Here is a 26720-nt window from a genome sequence, read left to right on the forward strand (position 1 = left end):
GTGACCAGTCTAGAGAGTGGGTCGGCACCGGTAACTTGGCGATCGTGAACTCCCCTATCGCGGTCGTCGGCCCCGGTGCCATCGGCTCGGCAATAGCGGCATATCTGCACGCTGCCGGGCATCGGGTCGAGGTATACGGACGGACGCCGCGCGAGTCGATCGACGTGCGCCCCGACGACGGCGAGGCGATCATCGTGCCAGGTCCGGTGCACACCGACCCGGACGCTGTGGCGGGCCCCGCCGCCGTGGTGTTCCTCGCGGTCAAGGACACCCAGAACGAAGCTGCGGCGACGTGGTTGGCGCGATTGTGCGGCCCCGGCACCGTGGTGTGCGCGCTGCAGAACGGTGTCGAGCAGGTCGAGCGGGTCGGGCGATACTGCCCGGCCGGCACGGTGGTGCCCGCGGCGATCTGGATCTCGGCCGAGACCATGCCGCGGGGCTGGGTGCGGCTGCGCAATCGGCTGCGTCTCGTGCTGCCCGACACTGCAGCCGCCCGTGCGGTGGCCGAACTGTTCCCGCCCGACACCGTCGAGTTGGACCCCGACTTCCTCAGCGCGGCGTGGCGCAAGCTGCTGGTCAACGCCGCGGTCGGGCTGATGGTGCTCTCCGGCCGGCGCTCGGGGATGTTCCGGCGCGACGACGTCGCCGCCCTGGCCCGCGGGTACCTGGCCGAATGCCTTGCCGTCGCCCGGGCCGAGGGAGCGACGCTGGGCGACTCCGTGATCGACGAGATCGTCGACATGCTCGCGCGGTCTCCGGAGGACCTGACCACGTCGATGCTGACCGACCGCGAGGCCGGCAGGCCGTTGGAGTGGGACATCCGCAATGGCGTGATCCGGCGCAAGGGCGCCACCCACGGACTGCCCACCCCGATCAGTGACGTGGTGGTGCCGCTGCTGGCCGCGGCAGGCGACGGGCCGGGCTGACCGATCAGTAGACACCTTGCCCTAGGGTGTCTACCCATGGCCCGTACCTACGACTGCGAACGCGTCGACCTGGACTTCATCGACTCCGCACCGTTCCGCTTCGTCAGCACGGTCGACCTGGCGATCACCCCCGAGCAGCTCTTCGAGGTACTCGCCGACGAGACATCCTGGCCGCACTGGGCGACGGTGATCACCAACGTCGAGTGGACCAGCCCCGAGCCCCGCGGCGTCGGCACCACCCGCACCGTCTCGATGCGCGGCCACATCACCGGCGACGAAGAATTCCTCGCATGGGAACCGTTCTCCCACATGGCGTTCCGCTTCAACACCACCACCTCGGATGCGATCTCGGCGTTCGCGGAGGACTACCGCGTCGTGGAAACCGCCGACGGCGCCCACCTGACCTGGGTGATGGCGATGAAGCCCAGCGGCATCGCAGGCCGGCTCGGTATGACATTGGGGCGGCCCGTCATGGCCTGGTTGTTCCAGCGGTTCCTGCACAATCTGCGGCGCTACACCGACAAGCGGTTCGCGACCTAGTTGTACTGACCACCGACGTTAGGTACGGCGTGGCGTAGTGACATGACGAAGACCTCCGAGTGAAGTGCGAGCTGTCGAGGAACGCACCAACTCACTCCGGAGGTCTTCATGTCCCACCGTAATGCCCCGTTGTCAGAAACCGGACGTCTGCGCCTAGCTCGGTGCATTGTTGAGGACGGTTGGCCGCTGCGGCGGGCTGCCGAGCGGTTCCAGGTCTCGGTGAGCACCGCAGCTCGCTGGGCCGGGCGGTACCGCGAACTCGGTGATGCCGGCATGGCTGATCGCAGCTCACGGCCTCACCACAGCCCCAAGAGAACACCCACCCGAACTGAGCGGCGCATCATCAAAGTCCGGGTCATCCGGCGTTGGGGGCCTGCGCGTATCGGTTATCTGCTGAGGTTGCATCCCTCGACGGTGCACCGCGTGCTGACCCGGTACGGCCTGGCCAAACTGCGCTGGCTCGACCGCCCGACCGGGCGGGTCATCCGCCGGATGGAATCCGCGGCCTGCGGCGATCTCGTGCATGTCGATGTCAAGAAGCTGGGCAAGATCCCGGACGGAGGCGGCTGGCGGATGTTGGGAAAACCTATCGGTGGCCGCAACAGGCAGGCCGACAAGAGTTCAGGGCAGACCAGCAAGTACGGCAATCCGGTGCGGGGGTATCACTTCTTGCACACCGCCATCGATGCGCACTCACGGCTGGCCTACTCCGAACTACTGGCAGACGAACGCAAAGAGACGGCCGCAGCGTTCTGGCTGCGGGCCAACGCCTGGTTCAATCATTGCGGCTTTACGGTGCGGAAAGTGTTGACCGACAACGGGTCCTGCTATCGGTCGCACAAATTTCGCGATGCCCTGGGTGACATCGAGCACCGGCGCACCCGCCCCTACCGGCCACAAACCAATGGCAAAGTGGAACGTTTCCACCGCACCCTGGCCGACGAATGGGCCTACGCCCGGCTCTACACCAGCGACACCGACCGCTGCGCCGAGTACCCGCGATGGCTACACAACTACAATCACCACCGCGGCCACACAGCACTCAAGGGTCAACCACCTGCCAGCCGCGTGCCTAACCTCTCAGGTCAGTACACCTAGTACAGGCCCTCCCACGCCGTCCGTCTGACCGTGTCGGGGTCAGAGACCGTCTCGTCCCGCGTCGAGCGGATCACCCGGGTCAGCCGCCGATCGGTGTCATATCGTGGCCAGTCCTGGAAAATTCTGTCCTCCTCGCGTGCGGGAAAAATCCGGTCCTCCTCACGTGCGGGCCCCTCAGCTGTGGCGAAATCCAGCCACGTCCGCTGCATCCGCCGGCCCACCGACGGCTGCACGCGCCGCCCCAGCGGGTGCAGCTTGCGCCCCAGGTAGGAGCTGTAGCTGTGCTGGATGTGGACGATCTCGCTGCCGTGGGTCGCGCCCAGCCCCAGCACTTTCAGCGTCCAGGTGGTGTGGTCGAACCGGTAGGCGTGAGTGGGCGCGTGAGCACTGTAGGCGTCGGCGAACGCCCACGTCGGCGCGCCGAACATGACGTCGGAGCCGATGGCGATCAACGCGCTGCGGCGCGGGAACTCCGGGTAGGCGGCCAGCACGCGAGATTCCGCGCGCGGATCGGTGCGCGCGAAGAAGGCGTGGATGCCCGCCCGCGTGGTCGGCAGCATCGGCGGCTTGCCCCAGGCGAACATCGAGGCCTCATGGCTGTTGGTGCCGATGATCAACGGCACCTGGCCGACCGCACCGCTCCGGGCCGCTTCGATGGGATGCGCAGGCAGCAGGTCGACGCCGTAGGTCAACCCGTAGGCCAATGTCGGTGTGCGCTGCGCACTTTCCAGCTGCAACTGCCCGGCCGCCCGGCGCAACTGCCGCTGCGGTAAGGCCTTCACCACTTCGGCTCCGACGCCCAATTCGGCGAGGAAGCGACGCGCCTGCCGGGCGCGGGTGTCCCGGTCGGCGATGAGCGGTAGCGCCGGGCTCTGCGCGATGGCGCGGGCGAACAGTCCGGTCGAGGCCGGGCTGGCCAGCAGCGCCAGTACCGAGGTGGCACCGGCAGATTCGCCGAACACGGTGACCCGGTCGGGATCCCCGCCGAACGCGGCGATGTTGTCGCGCACCCAGCGCAGCGCCGCCAGCTGGTCACGCAGACACAGGTTGTCGTCGAAACCGGGGCCGAGATCACTGAGCTCGAAACCGCCGAACACCCCGAGCCGGTAGGTGACATTGACCACCACGACATTGCCGTTGGCGGCCAGCCGCGACCCGTTGTAGAGCTGCAATTGACCCGCGCCGTAGACGAATGCGCCGCCCGGAATCCACACCATGACCGGCAGCGATCCCGACGTATCGGGCGACCACACGGTGACGGTCAGACAGGCTTCGTCGCGGATCTTGGGGTCGTCTCGACCGCCACCGACGAACGAGCGGCCTTGCGGCGGCAACGGTCCATGTTCGATGGCATCGCGCACACCGGTCCATCCGGACAGTGGTTGCGGGGCCAGAAACCGCCGCTGCCCGATGGGTTGCTGGGCGTAGTCGACACCTCGCCACACCCCGACACCGCCCTCGACGGTGCCGCGGAGCCGCCCCAGCGAGGTGTGGGCGATGGTCGGATGTTCCGCGACGACGGACACGTGTGAATCCTAGTGTGGCAAGCTGGACACGCTGTCGAGTACGACCTACCGGCGAATTGCGATGGAGCGACGCGATGACCTTCAACGAGGGTATGCAGATCGACACGAGCACCACGTCGACCGGCGGCGGAGGCCGTGGTCCCGGTCGTGGACTGGCCATCGGAGGTGGTCTCGGGGGCTTGCTGGTGGTCGTGGTGGCCATGTTCCTCGGCATCGATCCCGGCACGATCCTGCCGCAGCAACAGCAAATCGACACCGGCGGCGCCCAGACCCAAGGCATCGACCTGAGCCACTGCAAGACCGGCGCCGACGCCAACAAGTACGTGGAGTGCCGCGTGGTGGCCACTGGCAACTCGGTCGACGGCGTGTGGTCGCAACTGATCCAGGGCTACACGCGACCGCACATGAAGCTGTTCACGAATCAGGTGAACACCGGCTGCGGCCCCGCCACCACCGACGTCGGCCCGTTCTACTGCCCGGCGGACAAGACCGCCTACTTCGACACCGGCTTCTTCCAGGTGCTGGTCGACCAATTCGGTTCCAGCGGCGGCCCGTTGGCCCAGGAGTACGTGGTGGCCCACGAGTACGGGCACCACGTGCAGGACCTGCTGGGTGTGCTGGGCCGGGCCCAACGGGATCCGGAGGGCGCGACCGGTGCCGGCGTGCGCACGGAACTGCAGGCCGACTGCTACGCCGGGGTATGGGCGCACTACGCGTCGATCACCAAACAGGAGAGCACCGGGGTGCCGTACCTGGAACCATTGAGCGACAAGGACATCGCCGACGCGCTGTCGGCCGCCCAGTCGGTCGGTGACGACCGGATCCAGAAGGCGGCGACGGGCCGGGTCACCCCCGAAACATGGACGCACGGGTCTTCCGCACAGCGGCAGAAGTGGTTCACCGTGGGCTACCAAACCGGTGACCCCAAGAAGTGCGACACGTTCGCTGCGACCGACCTTGGTTAGGGCACAGAGCGCGGCAGACGCTGTCGCGGAACGCTACCTGCAGACCTACGCACGGTTGGACCCCTGTGCGGCAACCGAACTGGGCATCAAGAGCCCGGACACCGAGTACGACGCGGAGATCACGGACTACTCCTCCGAGGGCGTGACGGCACGTGCCGAAGCGGCCCGTGCCACGCTGCGGGAGCTCGCCGAAACCACCCCGGTCGACGATGTCGACGTGGTGACCATCGCGGCTTTGACCGAGCGGCTCGAAGTGATCGTCGAATTGAACGACGCCGGGCTGGATCTGGGTGAGCTGAACGTGATCGCCTCACCCTTGCAGTCGATGCGCGATGTGTTCGACCTCATGGCCACCGAGACCGAAGACGATTGGGCAGTCATCTCGCGGCGCCTGTCGCAGATTCCCGACCGCGCCGACGGTTACGCCAACGCCTTGCGGACCGCGGCGGCCAACGGGCACGCCCCGGCAGGCCGCCAGATCACCCGGGGTATCGAACAAGCCGCACGGATCGGCCAATTGTTCGTCGGCATGGCGGCACGGGCACCGCTGGGAAGCCCTGCGCTGCATCAGGAGTTGCAAGACGGGGCCGAGGCCGCCGCCGCAGCGTACCTGCGGCTCGCGGCGACCCTGCGTGACGACGTGGCCCCGCATGCCCGCCCGCAGGATGCCTGTGGCCGCGATGCCTACCGGCTGTTCTCGCGGTCGTTCCTCGGCGCGGAGGTCGACCTCGACGAAACCTACGCATGGGGTATCGAGCTGCTGGAAGCGGTTGTGGCCGAACAGGTGTCGATCGCCCAGGAGCTCTATCCCGGCGCCACGGTCGCCGAGACCCTGCACCGACTCGATGACGAACCGCGCTACGTGGTGACCGGTACCGATGCGCTGCAGGCCTGGATGCAGGAGCTCTCCGACCGTGCGGTGGACTCGCTCGCGGGCACGCATTTCGACATTGCCGAACCGCTGCGCCGTCTGGAGTGCCGTATCGCACCGACCCAGACCGGCGGTATCTACTACACCGGCCCGTCGGAAGATTTCAGCCGCCCGGGCCGGATGTGGTGGTCGGTGCCGCCTGGTGTCGAGCGGTTCCACACCTGGCAGGAGACCACAACCGTGTTCCACGAGGGTGTTCCCGGGCACCATCTGCAGATCGGCCGTGCCGTGGCGTTGGCCGACCAGCTCAACCGGTGGCGTCGGCTGGGCTGCTGGGTGTCCGGGCACGGCGAGGGCTGGGCGTTGTACGCCGAGCGACTGATGTCCGAGCTGGGTTGGCTCGACGACCCCGGCAACCGCATGGGCATGCTTGACGCGCAACGGTTCCGGGCTGCCCGCGTCGTCATCGACATCGGTGTGCACTGCGGCCTACCCGCACCCGACGGTGCGGTCTGGGACGCCGAGCGGGCCTGGAACTTCCTCACCTCACATTCGGCCATGGCCCCGGAGAATCTGCAGTTCGAACTCGACCGGTACCTGGGCTGGCCCGGCCAGGCACCGTCGTACGCGATCGGTCAACGGATCTGGCAGCAGCTGCGCGACGAGGCACTGCGCGCCGGCTCGTCACTCAAGCAGTTCCACAGCCGCGCACTGGATCTCGGCGGCCTGCCGCTCGACGTACTCCGATCGGCGCTCTCGACATGACCGGCCCGATCGAACCCGACAGCAAGGACTGGACCTGGGTGCTCACCCGGCCGTGCCCGGAATGCGGGTTCGACGCCTCCGGCGTGCCACCCACCGAGGTGGCCCGGCACATCCGCGACGATGCCGCGGCCTGGGTGCCCCGCCTACAACAGCCCGGGGTCGCCACCAGGAACCGACCCGACCGATGGTCGACGCTGGAATACGGGTGCCACGTACGCGACGTACACCGCATCTTCGCCCACCGCGTCGAACTCATGCTCACCGAAGACGATCCGCAGTTCCCCAACTGGGATCAGGACGCCACCGCCGTCGCCGACGATTACGCGTCCCAGGATCCGCAGCGCGTGGCCGGTGAGCTGTTCGACGCGGCCGGCGTCGTTGCCGACCTGTACGACCGGGTGCCCGACGGCGCCTGGTCGCGGCGCGGCCTGCGCAGCAACGGCAGCACATTCACCGTCGCCACCATCGCGCTGTATCACCTGCACGACATCGTGCATCACGCCCACGACGTCACCCATTGACCACTTTGAACACATATCGTTAATGTGTTCAAATGCCCGGAGCAGACCGGACGGTGCCGTCCATGCTGCTGGAAGCCACCGCTGACACGCTACGGCGTTATGGTCCACGGCAATTCAGCCTTACGGCGGTTGCGGAGGCAGCCGGCGTGTCCCGCGGCACCGTGCACAACGCGCTCGGTAGTCGCGACAACGCCATCAAGGTGGCGCTCGACCACCTGGCGTCGGCGTTCATCGAGACCATGGCCGCCGCCCTGGACCGCGAGGACAGCCTGACGGATCAGGTGGCCGCCGCGGCGGCGCTCATCTGCGCCCACCGACAGCAGTCCGACTCCGTCACCACGCGCGGCTTCAACGAGAGCATCCTGGTCCTGCTGCTGCGCAACACCGGCGACGAGCTCATGCGCCGCTCCATCGAGCTGTGGAAACCCCGGATCCGTGCGGCGCAGCAGCGCGGCGAGATCGGCGCCGACATCGCACCCGCGCGCGCCGGCGAATGGATCGTACGGCTGCTGCTCAGCTTCGAACTGCTCCCGCCGATCGGCGTCAACCTCGCCAGCTCCCGCGCGGTGAAGCGTTTCGTGTCCGACCACATCGTCGTCGGCCTCACCGGAAGGCAGCCATGAGCCCATCGCCGTCTGCTCCTCGCGTGCGCGTCCCTCACTACGAAGTCGCGATCATCGGAGCCGGGCCAGGCGGGATCGCCGCAGCATACCTGTTGCGCCAGAGGGGTATTCACGACTTCGTCATCATCGAACGCGGCGACGATTTCGGCGGCACGTGGCGCGACAACCACTACCCCGGCCTCGCCGTCGACATCCCCACACTGTGGTATCAGCTCTCGTTCGCGCCGAATCCGCACTGGAGCAGATTTTTCGCGCCGGGCCCGGAGATCTACCGCTATCTGCAGGACACCGCCACCAAGCTCGGTCTCTACGAGCATCTGCACGCCCACGCCGAGGTCACCCGCCAGCAGTGGGATGAGGAGCGCGGCCTGTGGCACTTGCAGATCCGGGGGCGCCCAGCCGTGACGGCGCGGTTCGTGATCAGCTCCGTCGGCGGCTACGTCAACGCCAAGGACAGCGTCGGCATCGCCGGGGTCGACGATTTCACCGGCACCATTCTGCGCCCGAACGCCTGGGACGATGCCTACGACACCCGCGGCAAGCGGATCGCGGTGATCGGGACAGGTTCCTCCGGCGTGCAGATCACCGGTGCCCTGTCCGCCGAGGCCGCCAATCTCGATGTCTATCAGCGCACCCCGGCGTGGGTACTGCCGAAGATCGACTTCGCCATCACACCGTGGATGCGTCGGTTGTTCCGCGTGCCGGGGGTGGTTCCGGCGGTGAACGCCCTCGGCCGGCTGGCGATGGACATCTTGATGGTGGCGCCCATCGTGCACGTGTTCTCGCGACTGCCCGATGCGGCGTTGCGCCGTCTGATGCCGCTCTATGACGGCTGGTCACGGCTGCTCTACCGGCTGTTGTTGCGGGCCGTCGTCGCCGATCCGGCCACCCGGCGAAAATTGGTGCCGCGCTACGGCATCCTGGCCAAGCGGCCCGTGATTTCCAGTGCCTTCCTACCGGCGTTGAACAATCCGAGCACGCACCTGATCACCACGCCGATCGACCGGATCACCGCCACCGGCGTGCGCACCGTCGACGGCGTCGACCACCCGGCCGACCTACTGGTGCTGGCCACCGGCTACGAACTGTGGATCGACCCGGAGACCTACCGGACGGGGACTGTCCTGGGTGCATGCGGCTTCGACCTTGCCCACTACTACCGGGCGCACGGTCTGCACAGTTACGCCGGGACCGCGCATCCGCGGCTGCCCAACCGCTGGGAGATCGTCGGTCCGCTGGGCTTCGTCGGATTCGCCTGGCCCGACTACGTCGAGACGATGGCCGCACATGCCGTGCGGATCATCGACGAGACGCGGCACCGCGGCGCCGAGATCGCCACGGTCGGCCAGGACGCGTTCAACCGGTGGAACGCCCGGATGAATCGTGACGGCCGGGTCGCCCACCTCTACTACACCGCAACCTCCGGCTTGAACACCTACTTCGTCAACTCGCAGTCCGAAACCCCGTACTACCGCCCGCAGACCATCACCGGGTCCCGCCAGTTCGCCCGGCACTCGCCGCTGTCGGATTACCAGTTCACCAATGTCCACGCCGCGATATCCGAGGAGCAACCGGCATGACCGATACGTCTCTGGCCGGACGGGTCGCCTACGTCACGGGAGCCGCACGCGGGCAAGGGCGTTCGCATTGTGTGCGGCTGGCCCGTGCCGGAGCCGACATCGTCGCGCTCGACGCCTGTGCCCCGGTGGCCGAGGCCAACGGCTATGCCCCGGCCACGCCAGACGACCTCGCCGAGACCGTCGCCCTCGTCGAAGCTGAGGGTCGCAAGGTGCTGGCCCGTGAGGTCGACGTGCGCGACGCCGACGGTCAGCGCCGGCTGGTGGCCGATGCAGTCGAGCAGTTCGGCCGACTCGACATCGTGGTCGCCAATGCCGGTGTGCTCAATTGGGGCCGGCTGTGGGAGATCTCGGCCCAACAGTGGCAGGACATCCTCGACATCAACCTCACCGGAGTGTTCAACACCGTGCAGGCCGTCGTGCCCGCGATGATCGCGGCGGGCAACGGCGGATCGATCATCACCGTGAGTTCGGCGGCCGGGGTGAAGGCCGTGCCCGGCTGTGCCCACTACTGTGCCAGCAAGTTCGGTGTCGTCGGCCTCACCAACGCGTTGGCAGTCGAGTTGGGCGAGTTCGGGATTCGGGTGAACTCCATCCACCCATACGGCACCGATACCCCGATGGGCAACGACGTGTCGATGTACCAACTGCTGCAGGACCACCCGCATTACATCCACAGCTTCTCCCCCGGCGCGCTGCCGACGGAGTCGCTGATCGCACCCGACGACATATCCGACATCGTCGTGTGGCTCGCAGGCGATGCGTCCTCGTTGCTCACCGCAGCGCAGATCCCCGCGGAGAAGGGGTACCTGAAGATCTGATCCCCTGCCGAGTCCCCTGCCGCGGATTCCCTTGCGCGAGCAGACACTCAGGTACGCGACACGCCGCGTTTCCGGTACCGCAACGTCTGCTCGCGCAAGGGAATCGGCGGCAGAAATCTAGAGCCGGGAGTGGGCGGCGATAGCGGTGTCGGTGGTCCGCAACGGGCGAATCATTCCATCCTGGCTGAACGATGCGATGAGTTCGCCCTCTTCGGTGTGCACGGCACCACGCACGTACGACATGCCGGCGCCGACCTGGGTGCTCTCGTGGCTGTAGAGAAGCCAGCCGTCCCAGCGGACCGGTTCGTGGAAGCTCACCGTGACGGTCATGGGCGCGGTCGACACCGTGAGATGCGCCTGCGCGGTGCCGATCCCTGCATGGGCTCGCATCGTCGTCGAAATGCCCAGGTGGCCGGTGAAATACGCGATCAGAGCCTTGGCCAGGTCATCGCGGGTCGGAATCGGGTCATACCGAAGCCACGCGTAGATCTCCGGCGGCCCGACCTCGTCCGGGCTGTTGACGTCGACGACGTCGACCAGCCGCAGCTCCCGGCCTGCCATCGGCATGTGCGACGCATTCGCATCCGCCGGCGCCGCGACCGCGGGCCTGGGCAGGTGGTGGCGGATCACGTCAGCCGACGGCACATCGGTGAAGGCGGTGACGGTGATGCAACGCTTGCCGTTCTGCGATGCGGTGACCACAGCGGTGGCGGTGGAGCGGCCCTCGCTGAGGACGTCGATATCGACGTCGACCGGTGGACCGGCCAGCACGGCGCGCGCGAACACAGCGTGCACCGATCGCACCGACTTGTCCGGAAACCGTTTGGCGACAGCGACGACGGCCGCCGCCAGGATCTGCGTACCCTCCACCACCTGACGCTCGTCGGCGTCGGCGATCCCGGTCTGGACGACGAAGCGATTCTCGCCGACCGGCTCGGCGTCGAACAGGTCCAGCAGCATCTGCACGGTCCACTGGGTGGTTTCGGTTGTCACAGTCGTCCCTCTCTGATCACGGTCTCGGCGAATTCGGAAAGTGTCTGCGGCGCAGCGAAATCGCTGAACCATACGTAGAAGCGCTCGATGCCCTGGGCCGCCAGGCCCGCGAAATGCTCGGCGAGTTCAGCGGCATTCCCACACACCAAACCCGAACCCAGGTGCCCGAACAGCCGGGTGCTGCGTTCGGTGACCGCCTGCCGGTCAGCGCCGCGGCCGGCGAAGCCGACCATCTGCTGCAGCGACGCCCGCACGGCGCCGACCGTGGGCAACAGCGTGGGCAGCCGGTCGAGTTGATGTGAGGGGATGTTCCACCAGTCGGCGTGCGCGCGCACGAGCTCCATGGTGCGGCGGCCGGTTCCGCCCAGCAGCAACGGAATCGGGTGTAAGGGCCGCGGTAGCGCGGCATCCTCGCCGTCACCCCAGTACTGGCCGAGCAGTTCCAGCGTGCGGCCGAGTCGGCCTACGCGCGCAACTGCGTCATCGGCGTCGGCGATCCCGAATCTGGTGAACTCCTGCGGCCAGGAGCCCGAACCCAGCCCGAGCTCGAACCGGCCGTCGCAGGCCGCCGACAACGTGACCGCCTGTTTCGCCAGCACCGCAGGATGTCGGAAGGCGTCGCACAGCACCAGGTGCCCGATTCTCAGGTGTTCGGTGCGCGCCGCCACCCAGGTCGCGACGGTCATGGCCTCCCAGATGTCCTGGTGTGTCGCACCGGGAGCCTCCAGGTGGTCGATGAAGGCGATGCCGTCGAATCCGACGGCATCGGCCACGCGGGCACGTTCGACGATGTCGGGGATGCCCAGCCGCACCTGGGGCAGGAACAGAAACCACTCGGTCATCGCTGCAACACAGTAATCACACGTCGCCTATCGCTTCTGCAGAACCGGTAATGTCATTCTCGCAAGTGCAGCATGACCAAGGAGATGCCGCAATGGCCAGGCCGTCCGAACGGGCAGCGGAAGCCGACCGCGCCGACGTCAAGGAAGACCGGGTCGCCCGGTTCATGCGGTCGGCGCTGGCAATCCTGGGCGAAACGGGGCGCACCGATTTCACCGTGCTCGAAGTGGTGGAACGCTCGAAGACTTCGCTGCGATCGTTCTACCAGCATTTTTCCACCAAGGATGAGCTGCTGCTCGCCCTGATCGACACGATCATGACCGAGTCGACGGCGCGGTGGCGCACCGACACCGACACCCTGCCGGGACCGACCGCGTTGCGCGCGCTGATCGAGCGGATTGCCCAGCCCGCGACGTCGAGCACCCAGGACAGCATCAACCGGGGCCTGACGTTCTACAACGATCACCTTGCCGAATCGTTGCCGCGTGAATACGCGCGGGTGCTGGCGCCGTTACACCAGCTCATCGCGGATATTCTGCGTCGCGGAATCGCCGAGGGAACGTTTCGCGCCGACGTCGAGGTCGCGACCACCACGGTGCTCATCATGCAATCACTATTGGGCGCCATGCGCCTGCGCTCGTTGGGCGTCGAACTCAACGGGTCGCCCATCAGTGCCGCCCACATTTACGAATTCTGCGTACGCGGCCTTCGGAACCCCGCCTGACCTGGGTGTTTCATCCAACACTAAGCGCCGTTCCCGCTGCCTCGTACGTGACACCCATGCGTGGTAACGTCATTACCGGTTTAGACGAACATGACTCTTTCAGGAGGCGAACATGCCGTCGCGCATCCTCGATTACCCGGTGTTCGACGCCGACAATCACTTCTACGAACCCAAGGAAGCGCTCACGAAGTTCCTGCCGGACAAACGCAAGGGCGTCATCGACTACATCGACGTGCACGGCAGGACCAAGATCATGGTCCGCAACCACATCAGCGACTACATCCCCAATCCGACCTTCGAAGTGGTGGCTCGACCCGGCGCGCAAGAGGAGTACTTCCGGCACGGCAGTGGCGGCAAGAGCTACCGCGAGGTGATGGGCAAGCCCATGAAGGCCATCCCCGCCTTCCGCAATCCGCAAGCGCGCCTTGAGGTCATGGACAGCCTCGGACTCGACTACACGCTGATGTTCCCGACCCTCGCCAGCCTCGTCGAGGAACGGCTCAAGGATGATCCCGAGCTGATCCACGACATCATCCATGCTCTCAACGAATGGATGTACGAGACTTGGCAATTCGACTACGAAGGGCGCATTTTCTCGACTCCGGTGATCACGTTGCCCATCGTCGACCGCGCACTGGAGGAATTGCAGTGGTGTCTGGAGCGCGGCGCCAAGACAGTGCTGGTGCGGCCCGCCCCGGTGCCCGGCTTCCGCGGAACCCGTTCGTTCGGCACCGAGGAGTTCGACCCGTTCTGGCAGGCCTGCGTCAAGGCCGGCATCCCCGTGGCGATGCACGCTTCCGACAGCGGTTACGCGCAGTACCTCAACGACTGGGAGCCCGCCGACGAGTTCCTGCCGTTCAAGCCGACGTCGTTCCGGATGGTGGCGATGGGTAAGCGGCCCATCGAGGACACCATGGCCGCACTGGTCTGTCACGGTGCGTTCACCCGCAACCCCGACCTGCGCGTGCTGTCGATCGAGAACGGCGCGTCCTGGGTGCCGTACCTCTTCTACCAATTCAAAGACGTGTATTCGAAGATGCCGCAGGAGTTTCCGGAGGATCCGATCGAGGCGTTCCGGCGCTGTGTGTACGTCGCACCGTTCTGGGAGGACGACTTCAAGAAGATGTCCGAACTGCTCGGCATCGACCGGGTCATCTTCGGTTCGGACTGGCCACATCCGGAGGGGCTCGCCGATCCGATCAACCTGGTCTCCGACCTCGAAGCCCACGGTCTCGATGCCGAAGGCGTGCGAAAGGTGATGGGCCGCAACATGGTCGAGCTGTTCAAGGTGGAGAACAAGGTGGTCTACCATCCCGACGTGCCCGCACTGGTCCTGACCTGATGACGGCCAATCCCGAACAGCTGCTGTTCGCCTCGACGGCGCGGGCTTTCCTGGACAAGGAAGCCTCCCTTGACACCGTGCGTGACCTGCATGCCCGCGACACCTCGTTCGAGAACGCGTGGTGGCAGCGGGCCGCAGAGCTCGGCTGGGCCAGTCTGCTGGTGCCCGAAGAGCTCGGTGGGGGAAGCGTTTCCGGTGACGGGCTGGCCGACCTCGCCTTGGTTGCCGAGCAAGCCGGGCGCACCGTCGCACCCGGGCCGTTGCATGTGGTGAGTGTGGTGCTCGCCGGGCTGGTGGACGCGCCTGGCTGCCACGAGGGCCTCATCGAGGCGCTCGTCTCCGGCGAGTCGATCGCCTCGTGGGCGGTCTACGAGCCGCGGCAGCCGTTCGACCCTACAGCGGCAACCACCACAGCGACGCGCACCGCGGACGGATTCCGGATCGATGGGGTCAAGGATCGGGTGGAGGCCGGGACCCAGGCCGACGTGTTTCTGGTGGTTGCCGAATGTGACGGTGCGCTACGCCAGTTCGTCGTCGCGGCCGACTCCCCCGGCGTGAGCGTGACGGCGCAGACGTCTGTCGATCTCGTGAAGACCTACGCGCGAGTCCAATTCGAGGGCGTCGAGGTCGCCGCATCCGCTGCGGTCGGCACGGCCGAGCAGACCGCGGCGATCATCGAACGGCAGCGTCAGATCGCCCTGGCGCTGCAGTGCGCCGAGACCGTCGGCGTTCTGGACGCGGTGCTGTCGCTGACCCATCAGTGGCTGCTCGACCGGCACAGCTTCGGCCGTCCGCTCGCGTCGTATCAGGCTCTCAAGCACCGCTTCGCCGACATGAAGATGTGGTTCGAGGCCTGCCGAGCAACCACAGCCGCAGCCGTGGCAGCCGTCGACGCACGCTCGCTCGACGCGCCGAAACTGGTCAGCGTCGCGAAAGCCTATGTGGGCGAACGGGCTCCGGTGATGCTGCAGGACTGTGTGCAGCTGCACGGCGGGATCGGTGTGACGTGGGAACACGATCTGCACCTGTATCTGCGGCGGGTGGCCTTGAACCGGGCGATGTTCGGCTCACCCGAAGACCACCATCGCGCCGTGTATGCGTTGAGCCGCAAACAGCCCGGAGCAATGGAGAAACAAGCATGACCCAGACGGCGGTCGCCACGGAGTCTCTCGCCGATTTCACGGCCCGCGCTCGGACGTGGCTGGCCCAGAACATGCCTCCCATCGATCCGGACGATCCGCCGTTCTCGGTGCGCGCCGAAGCTGCTTCCTGGGAGCGGGCGAAGGAACTGCAGAAGCGGCTCCACGCCGGGGGGTTCGCGGGTATCTGCTTCCCTCGCGAGTACGGCGGTCTGGGCCTGGACTACGCGTATCAGAAGGCGTTCAACGCCGAATGCCGCTGCTATGAAATGCCGTTGATCCTCAACACCCCGTCGTTCACGATCTGCGCGGCGACGATCCTGGACATGGGCAGCGAAGAACAGAAGCGCGAACGCATTTCGGCCGCCATCCGCGGCGACGAGATCCTGGTGCAGCTGCTCAGCGAGCCCAACGGCGGATCCGACCTGGCCGGGGTCATCACCCGGGCAGACCGCGTCGGCGACAAATGGATCATCAACGGCGCCAAGACCTGGAGCACCAGCGCCTTTGCCGGAGACTACGGGCTGATGCTGGCCCGCACCGACTGGACGGTGCCCAAGCACGAGGGCCTGACGATGTTCCTGGTACCGCTCGACGCGCCGGGCATCACGATGCGCCGGATCAAAGAGGTCAACGGCAACGAGGAGTTCTGCGAAGAGTTCTTCGACGGCCTCGAGCTCGGCGACGGCGCCGTTGTCGGCGCGGTCAACGACGGCTGGACCGTCGCGTCGCGTCAGTTGCACCACGAGCGGCGCGCGGTCGGGGGCGGCTCGGAATTCGCCAGCGGGACCGGCGCCGAGAATGCCAACGAGATGCCACCGGACCACATCGGGATCGCCGAGGCCACCGGGCAGGGTGACGACCCGCGGGTGCAGGATCTCGCGGGCCGGGCACTGGTGAGGCGCGCGGTGAAACAGCAACTCATCGACCATGTTTCGGCTTCGATCGGCAATGGTTCGCTGCCCCCGAACGCGGGCACGCTGATCCGTCTGTTCCACGCCGAGACCACCGAGCTCGAGGTCGACACCGCGTTGGCCATCGCCGGCACCGCGGGCGTGGTGGACGAAGGAGGCGACCTCGAACGTCTGCTCGACATCGGGGTGCGCTATCTGTCGCGGCAGACCGGGTCGTTGGGCGGTGGGAGTTCGGAGATGGCCCGCAATGTGATCAGCGAACGCGTGCTGGGGTTCCCGCGGGAATACGCCGCCGACCGTGGGGTGCCGTTCAATCAGGTCAAGCGCGGCAAGAGCTGATTTCCCTCGCGGCTATGACCGCGGCGTACGGTGGGGAGCACACGACCCAGGGGGAATTCCTCATGCCCACCATTCACGTGGAACGAGTGATCGCCGCACCACTGGAACAGGTCTTCGACTGGCTGGCCGATCCGGCCGCTATCGGCACCGCCCCGCTGGTGCTGAAAGCCGGCTGGGCGAAAGGTTCGTCGGGCCCCGCTGTAGGTGCGGTGCGCGCGGTGACCGGCGCCGGTATGTGGTTTCGCGAGGAGATCACCGCCTACGACCGTCCGAACAGCTACTCGTACTTGATCATCGGCTCGTTCCCGCCGTTCCATCATGACGGCGGCACATTGACTTTCACACGACGTGGTGAGGGCACGCACGTCGACTGGCTCACCACCTACACCCATCCCGCCCTCAGCGGCGGCAAGGCGATGGAGGCCGTGAGCTCTCGACTGCTGCCCTGGAACTTCCGCGCCATCCTCGCCAACTGCGCCAAGGCGTTGGAGCACTAGGACAACCGCCAAACACTTCACATGATGCCCATCATGCGATTAGCATGATGAGCCTCATGCGAAATCCACCGACGAAGCGCGCCGACAGCAAGCGCGAGTCCAAAGACCGGATCCTCGATGCCGCCGCGCGCCGACTCCGCGAAGAAGGTTTGGGCGGGGCAGGTATCGCCGCGGTCATGCGCGACGCCGGGCTGACGCACGGCGCCTTCTACTCCCACTTCAGCACCAAGGACGAGCTGGCGAGTGCGGCCTTCGGCCACGCCATCGGCACCGGCCGCCCGCACTGGATCAAGCCGTCACACGGCGAATCCTGGCGGGCCCGCCTGACCAGCCTGGCCAAGCGCTATCTCACTCCGGCTCACCGCGACGATCTGGCCACCAGCTGCGCCTTCGCCGCCCTCGGATCGGAAGCCGCCCGGGGCTCCGACCAGTTCCGCAGCAGCTACGAACGCGAACTACGGACATCACTGGCGGCGATCTGCGACGACGACACCGACGCGAAGCGGCTCGACGATGCCATCGCACTGATGGCCCTCTGCGTCGGCGGCATGACCCTGTCGCGCGCGGTCGCCGACCCGCAGTTCTCCGCACGCATCCTGCGGAGCGCCCAGGCCGCTGCGGCCAAAGTTGCCGAGGACCAACCACATCGAGGAGGACCACATGGCCAGCACTGAGCCGTACGGGCGGTTGCAGTACCGCGAGATCAACGGCCGCCGCATGGCCTACATCGACGAGGGCGACGGCACCGCCGCGTCGGCCATCGTGTTCCAGCACGGCAATCCCACCTCATCATACCTGTGGCGCAACGTGATGCCGCACCTGGAAGGGCTGGGCCGGCTGGTGGCGTGCGACCTCATCGGCATGGGTGGGTCGGACAAACTCGACGATTCCGGGCCCGACCGTTATCACTATGCAGAACATCGCGATTTCCTCTTCAAGCTCTGGGATTCGCTCGACCTCGGCGACCGCGTGGTGCTGGTGTTGCACGACTGGGGATCGGCACTCGGATTCGACTGGGCCAACCAGCATCGCGACCGCGTGGCCGGCATCGCCTATATGGAAGCCATCGCCACGCCGATGACGTGGTCGGACTGGCCCGACCAGGTGCGGGACGTGTTCCAGGGCTTCCGTTCCCCCAACGGCGAGTCAATGGTGCTGGAGCACAACATGTTTGTCGAAGGCGTACTACCGGGCGCGATCCGGCGCACCCTCACCGAAGCAGAGATGGACCACTACCGTGCCCCGTACCGCGAACCGGGTGAAGACCGCCGCCCCACATTGTCGTGGCCGCGCAACATCCCGGTCGAGGGCGAACCAGCCGACGTGGTCGCCATTGTCGAGGACTATGGCACCTGGCTTGCGGCCAGTGACGTCCCGAAGCTGTTCGTCAACGCCGAGCCCGGCGCCATCATGCGCGGACGCATCCGCGAGTTCGCCCGGACCTGGCCGAACCAGACCGAAGTGACGGTCGCCGGTTCGCATTTCATCCAGGAAGACAGTCCCGACGAGATCGGGGCCGCAGTAGCCGAATTCGTGCGCAAGCTGGCCAGTTAGACACGCCGGCCCCTCAGAACAGTGTGGGCTGCGCCGGTGCCGCGACCTCGGATACGGCGCTGACGGGCGCCGCGGGTCCCCTGCCCGTCAGCCCGTAGCGCGCGAGCAGCGGTGCCACCCGGCTACGAAGCGCGCTGCGGTAATCCTGCGGCAGGTAGGCCCTGCGCCCGTACAAGCGCTCATATTCGGGCACGAGTTCGGGGTGCGACTGTTGCAGCCACTGCATGAACCAGCCACGGTTCGATCCACGGAGATGGAGGCCGAACACCGTCGCCCCGGTCGCACCGGCCGACGCGATCTGGCTGAGCAACGCGTCGAGTTGTTCCGAGGAGTCGGTCAGGTACGGCAGCACCGGCGCCACCATCACATGGCAGCCCAGCCCTGCGTCGCGCACCGCAGAGATCAGGGCCAGCCGCGCCTGCGGCGACGGAGTGCCGGGTTCGACGTCACGATGCAAATCCGGATCGCCCACTGCCAGGGAGATCGCCACACTGGCCCCGGGCCCGTGGTGGGCCGCGTCGGCGACCAGCGGCAAGTCCCGGCGCAGGAGCGTGCCCTTGGTCAGGATCGAGAAGGGAGTCCCGGAATCCGCCAGTGCGCCAATGATTCCCGGCATCAACGCATACTGGCCCTCCGCGCGCTGATACGGGTCGGTGTTGGTGCCCAACGCCACCGCCTCCCGAGTCCAGGAACGACGGCGAAGCTCGCGGCGCAAAACCTCGACCACGTTGGTCTTGACCACAACCTGGGTGTCGAAATCCACTCCGGAGTCGAAGTCCAGGTACTCGTGGGTCGGCCGGGCGAAACAGTACCGGCAGGCGTGCGAGCACCCCCGGTAACCGTTGACGGTGAAGCGGAACGGGAGCGCCGACGACGCGGGAATCTTGTTCAGCGCCGACTTGCACAACACCTCGTGGAAGGTGATGCCGTCGAACTGCGGGGTGCGTACGCTGCGCACGAATCCCAGCCGTTGCAGGCCGGGTAGCGCGCCGTCGTCGACCCGCACCCCCTGCCCGTCCCAGCGCATCCATTCATCGAACATCCGTTCGACCAGAATGTCAAGAACCTCCGCCGGACCGTGTCACGCCAGGCTGGAGCAGTTCACATCGGCCGTCGACTTACGTACCACCAGAACGGGTTTCGTGCGCCGCTGGCCGCCGGGCCGGCCGGCCAGCGCATCGGCGAGCAGTTGCACGGAATCGCAGCCCATGTCGAACGCGTGCGATTCGACCGAGGTCAGCGGGACATGCATCTCGGCGGTGAGCGCGATGTTGTTGAAGCCGATCAGGGACACGTCCCCGCCGACGCGCAGCCCGTGGGCGCGGATCGCGCCGGCGGCACCGATGGCGGCGAAATCGTTGACCGCGAAGAGCGCGGTCGGCGGCGACGCGGTGGCGAGCAATCGGTCGGCAGCGGCATGCCCGCCCTGGCTGTCCAGGCCCGAGAACACGATGTTGCCCGCCGGGACGTCGATGCCCGCCTCGCGGAAACGGTCGACAAAGCCTGCGGGCCGGTCGATTCCGGTGCTTGCGTGCGCCAGACCGGCGATGACGCCCACCCGTCGATGCCCCAGCTCCAGCAGGTGTTCGGCCGCCAACCGGCCGCCGAGGTAGTTGTCGCAGGTTGCCGAGGGGTAGTCGGCGACGCTTCGGTTCACGAGCACGAAGGGCACCTCGCGCTTGGTGAGCTCTTCGAGGACGGCGTGATCGTCGGCCCGCGCGTCGCCGAGGATGAGCCCGTCGACGCGGCGATCCAGCATCATCTCGATCCGCATGCGCTGCCGGTCGGGCTCGTCCTGGGTGTTTGCGACGAACGCCGTCAGGCCCCGCTCCGCGGCGGCGGATTCGATGCCCTCGTAGACCGTGGCGAGCACGACATCGCTGAGCCTCGGCACCAGCACACCGACCAAGTTGGTGCGCTTGGTGCGCAGGCTCGCCGCGTGCGGATTCGAGCGGTAGTTGACCTCGGCCGCACGTTGACGGATCCGTTCGGCGGTGGCTCCCGAGGCTGCACGCTCCCCGGCCCGCATGCCGTTGAGCACGCGCGCGACCGTCGAAACATGCAGGCCGAGGTCATCGGCGATCGACTGCAGCGTGGCCTGCTTCGACTTCCCCACTTCACTCTCTCTTGTTTGCTGAGATGCGGTCGTGCGGCCAGCCCTTGACAGTGGCGCGCAACACGGAGCAGTATAGCCCGAACGTTCGGCCCGAACGTTCGGGCAAATGGGCCGGACGTGTCGAGTTCCTCGACTCGACTCCGACAACAATGGGACAAGGACGCGTAATGCCTGATCAAAACGCCTCATCCACCGATCACCGGTACAGCCCAGCTCGGGTGGCCGTCGTGCAGTTCAACCCCCAGGTCGGGGTGGAGAACCTCAAGGCCAACTCCGAAGCGGTCTACGAACGCCTCAACGCAGCGGTAGCTGAGGGCGCAAACCTCATCGTGCTGCCCGAGCTCGCCACGACGGGCTACACCTTCGAATCCCGGGAAGAGGCCTATGCCCATGCCGAATCCGTGCCGTCGGGCGCGACGGTCGCCGGCTGGGTGGAGTTCGCCGCACGCCACGACGTGTACATCGCCGGATGTCTGCCCGAACTCGACGGCGTCGAACTCTTCGACACCGCTGTGCTGGTCGGGCCGGACGGCTACATCGGCAAGTACCGCAAGACCCATCTGTGGAACGAGGAGAAGCTGTTCTTCTCCCCCGGCGACCTCGGGTACCCGGTATTTCCCACGCGCATCGGCAGGATCGGCCTGCTGGTCTGCTGGGATATCTGGTTCCCGGAGACCGCGCGGATCGTCGCGCAACAGGGCGCCGACATCATCTGCATCCCGACCGGCTGGGTCTGGACGCCGCCGCCCCTGTACGACGCGAGCGGCACCTGCATGGCCGCATACCTGACCATGACGGCCGCGCACGTCAACAACGTGTTCATCGCGACCGCTGACCGGATCGGCACCGAACGGACGTCGGGCTTCATGGGCAACTCGCTCATCGCGGGGACCAACGGCTGGCCCATCGACCGGATCGCCGGGCCGGACGAGGACACCATCCTCTACGCCGACATCGACATCACGGCGTCCCGCGGCGCACCGATCTGGAATCAGTTCAACGACCTGCACCGCGACCGCCGCACCGATCTCTACGATCAGCTGCTGGGTTACCGCGGCGGCTCGGCGCTGCCCCGCTAGGGCCGCGCCATGACATCCGCGCCGTCGACACGGTCCCGAAGCGGCTCCCTTCCCCTGTGGCCGCTCATCGCCGCCGTCTGCCTGGTTGCCGTTCTACTGTGGAGCGGCAGCCTGCGGGCCGCGGCCCCGCTGCTCAACGTGATCGCCTCTGCGGCAAGCGAACCCAACTTCTACAGCAGTGCGCTCTCGGGTCTGGGGCTGCTGGCCGGCGGCGCGCTGGCACATTGGCTGCAGACCCGCAGGCGGGCAGCCCAAGGCTTCGCGCAGGCCTGCGGCTCGGGAATGTGGGTCCCGATGCTGGCCAGCGCCCTGCTCGGGGTAGCCGTCAGCGCTCTAGCCTGGGGCTGGACCCTGTCACCGGGCACGTGGCAGCCGCTGTTCGCGCCCTTCGTGTCGGTCTCTCCGACCATCGTGCTGATGTTCGGCTCCGACATCCCGACGGTGCTCACCGGCGGAGTACTCGGCGGGCTCGTCACACCCGGGCTGTCGGTGCTCGGCGCGAGCGTCATCTGCCCGAGGCTCGGACTCGCCCCGGTGGTGGGTGTGACGGCAGGCATGGCGTTGGCGGCGGTGCTCGCCTTCACCGTATGCCGGCACCTGCCCTGGCTGCCCGCGCCACTGCACTTGCGCCGCCCGCCCGAACCGGCGCCGACCACCGCACCGCAAAAGCGTGGTCCCGTCTGGGTTTTGCGCCGCAGCCTGGCCGATTTCTCCGAAGCGCAGTTCTTCGGCAGCGAATGGGCGAGCCTCGGGTTGATAGCAGGCGCGCTCATCACCTTCCTGCTGAACCCGGCGGCACCGGCCTACGGGTCGGGACTGCTGCCGCAGATCCTGACCGCTCAGGCGGTCGCGGCCGTCGTCGCGGTGACCGTGTGGCGCGGACGCTGGGCTCGTCGGCCGTTCTATCCGACCTTCGTCCCGGTCGTGTCCGTCGCCCCGGCGTGCGTGCTGGCCTACGGCGGCAGCCTGCCTTCGGTGCTGGCCGGCGCCGTGCTCGGCGCGGTGCTCAGCCCGCCGCTGGCCGCGGCGATCTCGGCACGACTGCCCGCCGACTTTCATCCCTTCATCGGGAACGTGGCCGCGATGGCGGTGGCCACCGCATCGATCGTCCCTGCCCTGCAACTACTTCCAGGAATCTGACATGACCGACATTGCCGACCCCGCCGTGTTGAACGGCTACTTCCGCGACCGCGAACTCAGCGCCCTGGCTGCGGAGCTCCGTGCCGGCCAAACGACGAGCGCGGAACTCGTCGAACAAAGCCTGGCCGCGATCTCCCGGCTCAATCCGATTCTCAACGCCTTCACCGCCGTTGACGCCGAAGGGGCCCGTGCCGCAGCCCGCACCGCCGATCAAGAGCGCGCCCAGGGATGCGACCGCGGTGTGCTGCACGGGATCCCGGTATCGGTCAAAGATCTCCTCGACATCGCCGGGCAGATCACCACGTCGGGCTCCCTGGTGAATCCGCGCCTCGCGGCCGCCGACGCCGAATGTGTTCGCCGACTGCGTGCCGCCGGTGCGGTGATCGTCGGCAAGAACGTGCTGCACGAGTTCGCATACGGCGCCACCGGTGACCGCTCCGCACATGGCCCTTCTCGTAACCCCTGGGATGCCAACAAGATCAGCGGGGGCTCGAGCGGCGGGAGCGCCGTCGCCACGGCCGCCGGCATGGTGCCGCTTGCCGTCGGCACCGACACCGCAGGCTCGGTACGCGTGCCCGCCGCGCTGTGTGGTGTGGCCGGTTTCAAACCGGCCTACGGGGCGATCTCCACCGTCGGCGTCCGCGCGCTGGCAGCCTCGCTCGATCATGTCGGAGTTTTCGCGACCACGGCGTCGGGCGTGGCGGATGCCTACGCGGTCATGGCCAGTGATCCGATACGTCCGATCGACGCGGCGCCGCGCGTCGGCTGGGTCGATCCCGAGTGCTTCGGCCCGTGTGACCCCGCGATCGTCGCCTGTGTGCGCGACGCCCTCGGACGCGCCGGGATCAGTGTCGAGGGCACCGCCCGCCTGCCGTTCTCGGCAGGTGAATTGTTCTCGGTGCTGAGCATCCTGCAGTCCAGCGAGGCCTATGCCGAACACGTCGAAGACCTGGCCGGGCATGAGCACACCATCGACGCCGAGGTGGTCGAGCGTCTGCAACGAGGGCGCGACACCGCCGCCTGGCAATACGTGCGCGCGGGCCGGCAGCGCGACACGTTGCGCACTGCGGCCGCAGAGCTGTTCGACCGCTTCGACGTGCTCGCGATGCCGACCGTCCCGACGGTGGCCACCGACCTCGATCAGCGTGCACACGAAATCGACGGCCACGCAGTCGAAGTGCGCTCGGCGCTATTGTCTTTGACCTGCCCGTGGAACCTCACCGGCCATCCCGCACTCAGTGTGCCCGCGGGCAGTGTGTCTGGCCTTCCCGTCGGGCTGCAGCTCATCACTACCCCCGGCGACGAAGGCATGCTCTTCGAACTGGCATCCCGAATCGAACGGTCATGAGCATCGACTACACGCCACTTCTGCCGACCGGTCCCGACGATGCGCAGTATCGCAGGCTCGACACCGATCCCGTCGGCGTTGTCAGCGCAGCGGGCCGGGAATTCCTGGCGATCTCCCCCGCGACCCTTGAGCGCTTGGCATTCGAGGCCTACCGGGACGTGTCACACTTGTTGCGTACCAACCATCTTCGGCAGGTCGCGAAGATCCTCGACGACCCGGAGTCGTCGGCCAACGATCGCTACGTCGCCACCGAGCTGCTGCGTAACGCGAACATCGCCGCAGCAGGGGTGCTGCCGATGTGCCAGGACACCGGGACCGCCATCGTGCATGCCTGGCGGGGGCAACACGTCCTCACCGACGGGCGCGACGCCGAGCATCTGTCGCGGGGCATCGCCCGCGCGTACACGACGCTGAACCTGCGCTACTCGCAACTCGCGCCGCTGTCGATGTTCGATGAGCGCAACACCGGATCCAATCTGCCGGCCCAGATCGAGATCCTCGCCGACGGTGACGACACCTACCGCTTCCTGTTCATGGCGAAAGGCTGTGGCAGCGCCAACAAGAGCTTCCTGTTTCAGCAGACACCGGCACTGCTCAACCCGGCGGCCCTGCGGGATTTCATCGTGGCCCGCGCCGCCGAGATCGGCACCTCGGCGTGTCCGCCTTACCACCTGGCGGTGGTGATCGGTGGCACCAGCGCCGAATTCGCCCTCAAGACCGCGAAACTCGCGTCCGCGCACTACCTCGACAGTTTGCCGACTTCAGGATCATTGTCCGGTAACGGTTTTCGCGATCTCGATTTCGAACGGCAGATCCTCACGGCCACCCAGCAGCTGGGAATCGGAGCGCAGTTCGGCGGCAAGTACTTCTGCCACGACGTCCGGGTGGTGCGGCTGCCCCGCCACGGTGGTTCTCTGCCCATCGCCCTGGCCGTGTCGTGCGCGGCGGACCGCCATGTCCTCGGGAAGGTCACGCGTGACGGCGTGTTCCTCGAACACCTCGAAACCGACCCGGCCCGGTTCCTGCCGGACGCGGTACCGGAATCCGACCTTGACGTCGTCCGCATCGACCTCGACCAGTCCCTGGACCACACCCGCGCCCAACTGTCCGGTCATCCGGTCGGCACCCGGGTCTCGCTGAGCGGAACCATGGTGGTGGCACGGGATCTCGCGCATGCCAAGATCCGCGAGCGGCTCGACGCGGGCGAGCCGTTGCCGGAGTATCTGCGTCGTCACCCCGTGTACTACGCGGGCCCCGCCAAACGCCCGCAGGGATATCCATCCGGGTCGTTCGGACCAACGACGGCCGGGCGCATGGATTCCTACGTCGAGCAGTTCCAGGCGGCGGGCGGTTCGCTGGTGATGCTCGCCAAGGGCAATCGCTCCGACGCGGTCCGGCGGTCATGTCAGGCACATGGCGGGTTCTATCTGGGATCGGTCGGCGGGCCCGCCGCGCGCGTGGCCCACGACTGCATCACGTCGATCGAGACGCTCGAATACGGCGAACTGGGCATGGAAGCCGTGCTCAAGATCCGCGTCGAGGATTTCCCGGCGTTCATCGTCATCGATGACAAGGGCAACGACTTCTACCACCGCGACAACCGCACCCTACTGACGATCGGAACTGCGCCACAATGACTTTCACTCAGTCAGAGACCCGGCCTTTCACCATGGAGCGCGGTGGGACCACGCTGACCGCCGAAATCCGTCCCGGCCAAGGCACACCGATACTCGTCGTGCCCGGCGTCATGGCCGACGCAGCCACCTGGCGCTCCGTCGTCGCCGCGATCGACCTGCCGAATCCCGTGGTCACGATCAACCGGCGCGGCCGGTCCCCGAGCGGCGGGCTCGGAGCCGACTATTCGGTGCGGGTCGAGATCGACGATCTGCGCCGCACGATCGACTCGCTCGGCGCGGTACATCTCGTGGGCTGGAGCTACGGGGCCCTCATCGCCCTGGAAACCGCGATCGGGTGCGCGGCGGTCCGATCCTTGACGGCGTACGAACCCGTCGGCGCGCCCTTCGCACCGGACGCGGTCGACGTCATCCGGGCCGCCACAGCCGTGGGCGATCTGGACCGCGCCGTCGAACTCGTCAACACCGCCGTGTCCGGATTCTCCGAGGACTACGTGGCAGAACTGCGGCGGACCCCGGCCTGGCCGGTCCTGCGGCAACTCGCCGAGCCGTTGGGCGAGGAACTGGCCGCCATCAACGACTACCGGCCGTCGTGGAAAGACTATGCGCGCCTTCAGATCCCGGTGACCCTGATCCTCGGGGCACGCAACGAGAACCTGGCCCCATACGGGACCGCGTTCGCGCCCTTTGCGGCCGCGCTCGCACACTCACGCGTGGCCCGGCTGCCCGAGCAGGGTCATCTGGCGCACGTGGAAGCCCCCGCGGAACTCGCCGCCGCCATCGCGACCGCGGTCGGGCAGGCAGAGGGAGACGGGTAGCGCTGGGTGC

The 26720-nt window shown here is 67.1% G+C and carries 26 protein-coding genes; 21 read left to right on the top strand and 5 right to left on the bottom strand.

Features of this window, described 5'->3' with window-relative positions; genetic code table 11:
• The first annotated feature begins 44 nt into the window (after window positions 1-44).
• The 3 genes from BTO20_RS19110 (at window position 45) to BTO20_RS19120 (ending at window position 2564) form a co-directional block, all read left to right on the top strand.
• Window positions 45-926, top strand: a complete 882-nt coding sequence (locus BTO20_RS19110; RefSeq protein ID WP_087082365.1) for an oxidoreductase — start codon at window positions 45-47, stop codon at window positions 924-926.
• Window positions 927-962: 36 nt separating this feature from the next.
• Window positions 963-1466, top strand: coding sequence for an SRPBCC family protein (locus BTO20_RS19115; RefSeq protein WP_087077847.1), 504 nt, complete (start codon window positions 963-965; stop codon window positions 1464-1466).
• Window positions 1467-1574: 108 nt separating this feature from the next.
• The gene (locus BTO20_RS19120) at window positions 1575-2564 is read left to right on the top strand and encodes an IS481 family transposase (protein ID WP_087077848.1); all 990 of its coding nucleotides are present in this window, start codon (window positions 1575-1577) and stop codon (window positions 2562-2564) included.
• On the opposite strand, the gene BTO20_RS19125 is transcribed toward BTO20_RS19120, so the two are convergent.
• Complete coding sequence (locus tag BTO20_RS19125; RefSeq protein WP_087077849.1) at window positions 2561-4090, bottom strand: carboxylesterase/lipase family protein; 1530 nt, start codon at window positions 4088-4090, stop codon at window positions 2561-2563. The two genes, BTO20_RS19120 and BTO20_RS19125, sit on opposite strands and share 4 nt — an antisense overlap.
• A gap of 74 nt (window positions 4091-4164) precedes the next feature.
• On the opposite strand from BTO20_RS19125, the gene ypfJ reads away from it, so the two are divergent.
• Genes ypfJ through BTO20_RS19155 form a run of 6 tightly spaced genes read left to right on the top strand, consistent with a single transcriptional unit; the run spans window position 4165 to window position 10233 of the window.
• Entirely contained in the window at window positions 4165-5055 is an 891-nt protein-coding gene (gene ypfJ, locus BTO20_RS19130) for a KPN_02809 family neutral zinc metallopeptidase (protein ID WP_087077850.1), read from the top strand.
• Window positions 5048-6691 carry a DUF885 domain-containing protein gene (locus BTO20_RS19135; RefSeq protein WP_087077851.1) on the top strand — a complete coding sequence of 548 codons (1644 nt, stop codon included), beginning with the start codon at window positions 5048-5050 and terminating at the stop codon, window positions 6689-6691. Before ypfJ ends, BTO20_RS19135 begins: the two co-directional genes overlap by 8 nt.
• Window positions 6688-7212: a DinB family protein gene (locus tag BTO20_RS19140; RefSeq protein ID WP_087077852.1), complete on the top strand. Its 525-nt coding sequence runs from the start codon at window positions 6688-6690 to the stop codon at window positions 7210-7212. Before BTO20_RS19135 ends, BTO20_RS19140 begins: the two co-directional genes overlap by 4 nt.
• Before the next feature lie 32 nt (window positions 7213-7244).
• On the top strand, window positions 7245-7835 hold the full coding sequence (locus BTO20_RS19145; RefSeq protein ID WP_087077853.1) for a TetR/AcrR family transcriptional regulator: 591 nt from the start codon (window positions 7245-7247) through the stop codon (window positions 7833-7835).
• A 23-nt stretch (window positions 7836-7858) separates the two neighbouring features.
• Entirely contained in the window at window positions 7859-9415 is a 1557-nt protein-coding gene (locus tag BTO20_RS19150; RefSeq protein WP_087077854.1) for a flavin-containing monooxygenase, read from the top strand.
• The gene (locus BTO20_RS19155) at window positions 9412-10233 is read left to right on the top strand and encodes a mycofactocin-coupled SDR family oxidoreductase (RefSeq protein WP_087077855.1); all 822 of its coding nucleotides are present in this window, start codon (window positions 9412-9414) and stop codon (window positions 10231-10233) included. Before BTO20_RS19150 ends, BTO20_RS19155 begins: the two co-directional genes overlap by 4 nt.
• Window positions 10234-10350: 117 nt before the next feature.
• On the opposite strand, the gene BTO20_RS19160 is transcribed toward BTO20_RS19155, so the two are convergent.
• Window positions 10351-11193, bottom strand: a complete 843-nt coding sequence (locus BTO20_RS19160) for an acyl-CoA thioesterase (protein ID WP_198344543.1) — start codon at window positions 11191-11193, stop codon at window positions 10351-10353.
• Window positions 11194-11222: 29 nt separating this feature from the next.
• Window positions 11223-12068: an LLM class flavin-dependent oxidoreductase gene (locus BTO20_RS19165; RefSeq protein WP_087077857.1), complete on the bottom strand. Its 846-nt coding sequence runs from the start codon at window positions 12066-12068 to the stop codon at window positions 11223-11225.
• A gap of 92 nt (window positions 12069-12160) precedes the next feature.
• Between BTO20_RS19165 and BTO20_RS19170 the strand changes: the two genes are divergently transcribed.
• The 7 genes from BTO20_RS19170 (at window position 12161) to BTO20_RS19200 (ending at window position 18575) form a co-directional block, all read left to right on the top strand.
• Entirely contained in the window at window positions 12161-12790 is a 630-nt protein-coding gene (locus BTO20_RS19170) for a TetR/AcrR family transcriptional regulator (RefSeq protein ID WP_087077858.1), read from the top strand.
• A 112-nt stretch (window positions 12791-12902) separates the two neighbouring features.
• Complete coding sequence (locus BTO20_RS19175) at window positions 12903-14132, top strand: amidohydrolase family protein (RefSeq protein ID WP_087077859.1); 1230 nt, start codon at window positions 12903-12905, stop codon at window positions 14130-14132.
• Window positions 14132-15274: an acyl-CoA dehydrogenase family protein gene (locus BTO20_RS19180; RefSeq protein ID WP_087077860.1), complete on the top strand. Its 1143-nt coding sequence runs from the start codon at window positions 14132-14134 to the stop codon at window positions 15272-15274. The genes BTO20_RS19175 and BTO20_RS19180 overlap by 1 nt, the downstream gene beginning before the upstream one ends.
• Window positions 15271-16524, top strand: coding sequence for an acyl-CoA dehydrogenase family protein (locus tag BTO20_RS19185; RefSeq protein WP_087077861.1), 1254 nt, complete (start codon window positions 15271-15273; stop codon window positions 16522-16524). Before BTO20_RS19180 ends, BTO20_RS19185 begins: the two co-directional genes overlap by 4 nt.
• Before the next feature lie 62 nt (window positions 16525-16586).
• On the top strand, window positions 16587-17021 hold the full coding sequence (locus tag BTO20_RS19190; RefSeq protein WP_087082367.1) for an SRPBCC family protein: 435 nt from the start codon (window positions 16587-16589) through the stop codon (window positions 17019-17021).
• A 56-nt stretch (window positions 17022-17077) separates the two neighbouring features.
• Window positions 17078-17695, top strand: a complete 618-nt coding sequence (locus tag BTO20_RS19195) for a TetR/AcrR family transcriptional regulator (RefSeq protein ID WP_157680244.1) — start codon at window positions 17078-17080, stop codon at window positions 17693-17695.
• A complete protein-coding gene (locus BTO20_RS19200; protein ID WP_087077863.1) occupies window positions 17682-18575 on the top strand; it encodes a haloalkane dehalogenase in 894 nt (297 codons plus the stop codon). The genes BTO20_RS19195 and BTO20_RS19200 overlap by 14 nt, the downstream gene beginning before the upstream one ends.
• A gap of 13 nt (window positions 18576-18588) precedes the next feature.
• Here BTO20_RS19200 and BTO20_RS19205 read toward each other — a convergent pair whose 3' ends face one another.
• Both BTO20_RS19205 and BTO20_RS19210 read right to left on the bottom strand, forming a co-directional pair.
• Window positions 18589-19602 carry an Rv2578c family radical SAM protein gene (locus BTO20_RS19205; RefSeq protein ID WP_087082369.1) on the bottom strand — a complete coding sequence of 338 codons (1014 nt, stop codon included), beginning with the start codon at window positions 19600-19602 and terminating at the stop codon, window positions 18589-18591.
• Between the two features lie 54 nt (window positions 19603-19656).
• The gene (locus tag BTO20_RS19210; RefSeq protein WP_087077864.1) at window positions 19657-20691 is read right to left on the bottom strand and encodes a LacI family DNA-binding transcriptional regulator; all 1035 of its coding nucleotides are present in this window, start codon (window positions 20689-20691) and stop codon (window positions 19657-19659) included.
• 167 nt (window positions 20692-20858) lie between these two features.
• Here BTO20_RS19210 and BTO20_RS19215 point away from each other — a divergent pair, with 167 nt between their 5' ends.
• The 5 genes from BTO20_RS19215 to BTO20_RS19235 are packed head-to-tail and all read left to right on the top strand — an operon-like array spanning window position 20859 to window position 26710.
• Window positions 20859-21770 (top strand): nitrilase family protein, encoded by a 912-nt coding sequence (locus tag BTO20_RS19215; protein WP_087077865.1) that lies wholly within the window; start codon window positions 20859-20861, stop codon window positions 21768-21770.
• Between the two features lie 9 nt (window positions 21771-21779).
• Window positions 21780-22910 carry a hypothetical protein gene (locus tag BTO20_RS19220; protein WP_087077866.1) on the top strand — a complete coding sequence of 377 codons (1131 nt, stop codon included), beginning with the start codon at window positions 21780-21782 and terminating at the stop codon, window positions 22908-22910.
• A gap of 1 nt (window position 22911) precedes the next feature.
• Window positions 22912-24258, top strand: coding sequence for an amidase (locus BTO20_RS19225; protein ID WP_087077867.1), 1347 nt, complete (start codon window positions 22912-22914; stop codon window positions 24256-24258).
• Window positions 24255-25895 (top strand): fumarate hydratase, encoded by a 1641-nt coding sequence (locus BTO20_RS19230; RefSeq protein WP_087077868.1) that lies wholly within the window; start codon window positions 24255-24257, stop codon window positions 25893-25895. The genes BTO20_RS19225 and BTO20_RS19230 overlap by 4 nt, the downstream gene beginning before the upstream one ends.
• The gene (locus tag BTO20_RS19235; RefSeq protein WP_087077869.1) at window positions 25892-26710 is read left to right on the top strand and encodes an alpha/beta fold hydrolase; all 819 of its coding nucleotides are present in this window, start codon (window positions 25892-25894) and stop codon (window positions 26708-26710) included. The genes BTO20_RS19230 and BTO20_RS19235 overlap by 4 nt, the downstream gene beginning before the upstream one ends.
• Window positions 26711-26720 lie beyond the last annotated feature (10 nt).

Origin of the sequence: Mycobacterium dioxanotrophicus, from assembly GCF_002157835.1 — a bacterium.
Taxonomy (GTDB): Bacteria; Actinomycetota; Actinomycetes; order Mycobacteriales; family Mycobacteriaceae; genus Mycobacterium; species Mycobacterium dioxanotrophicus.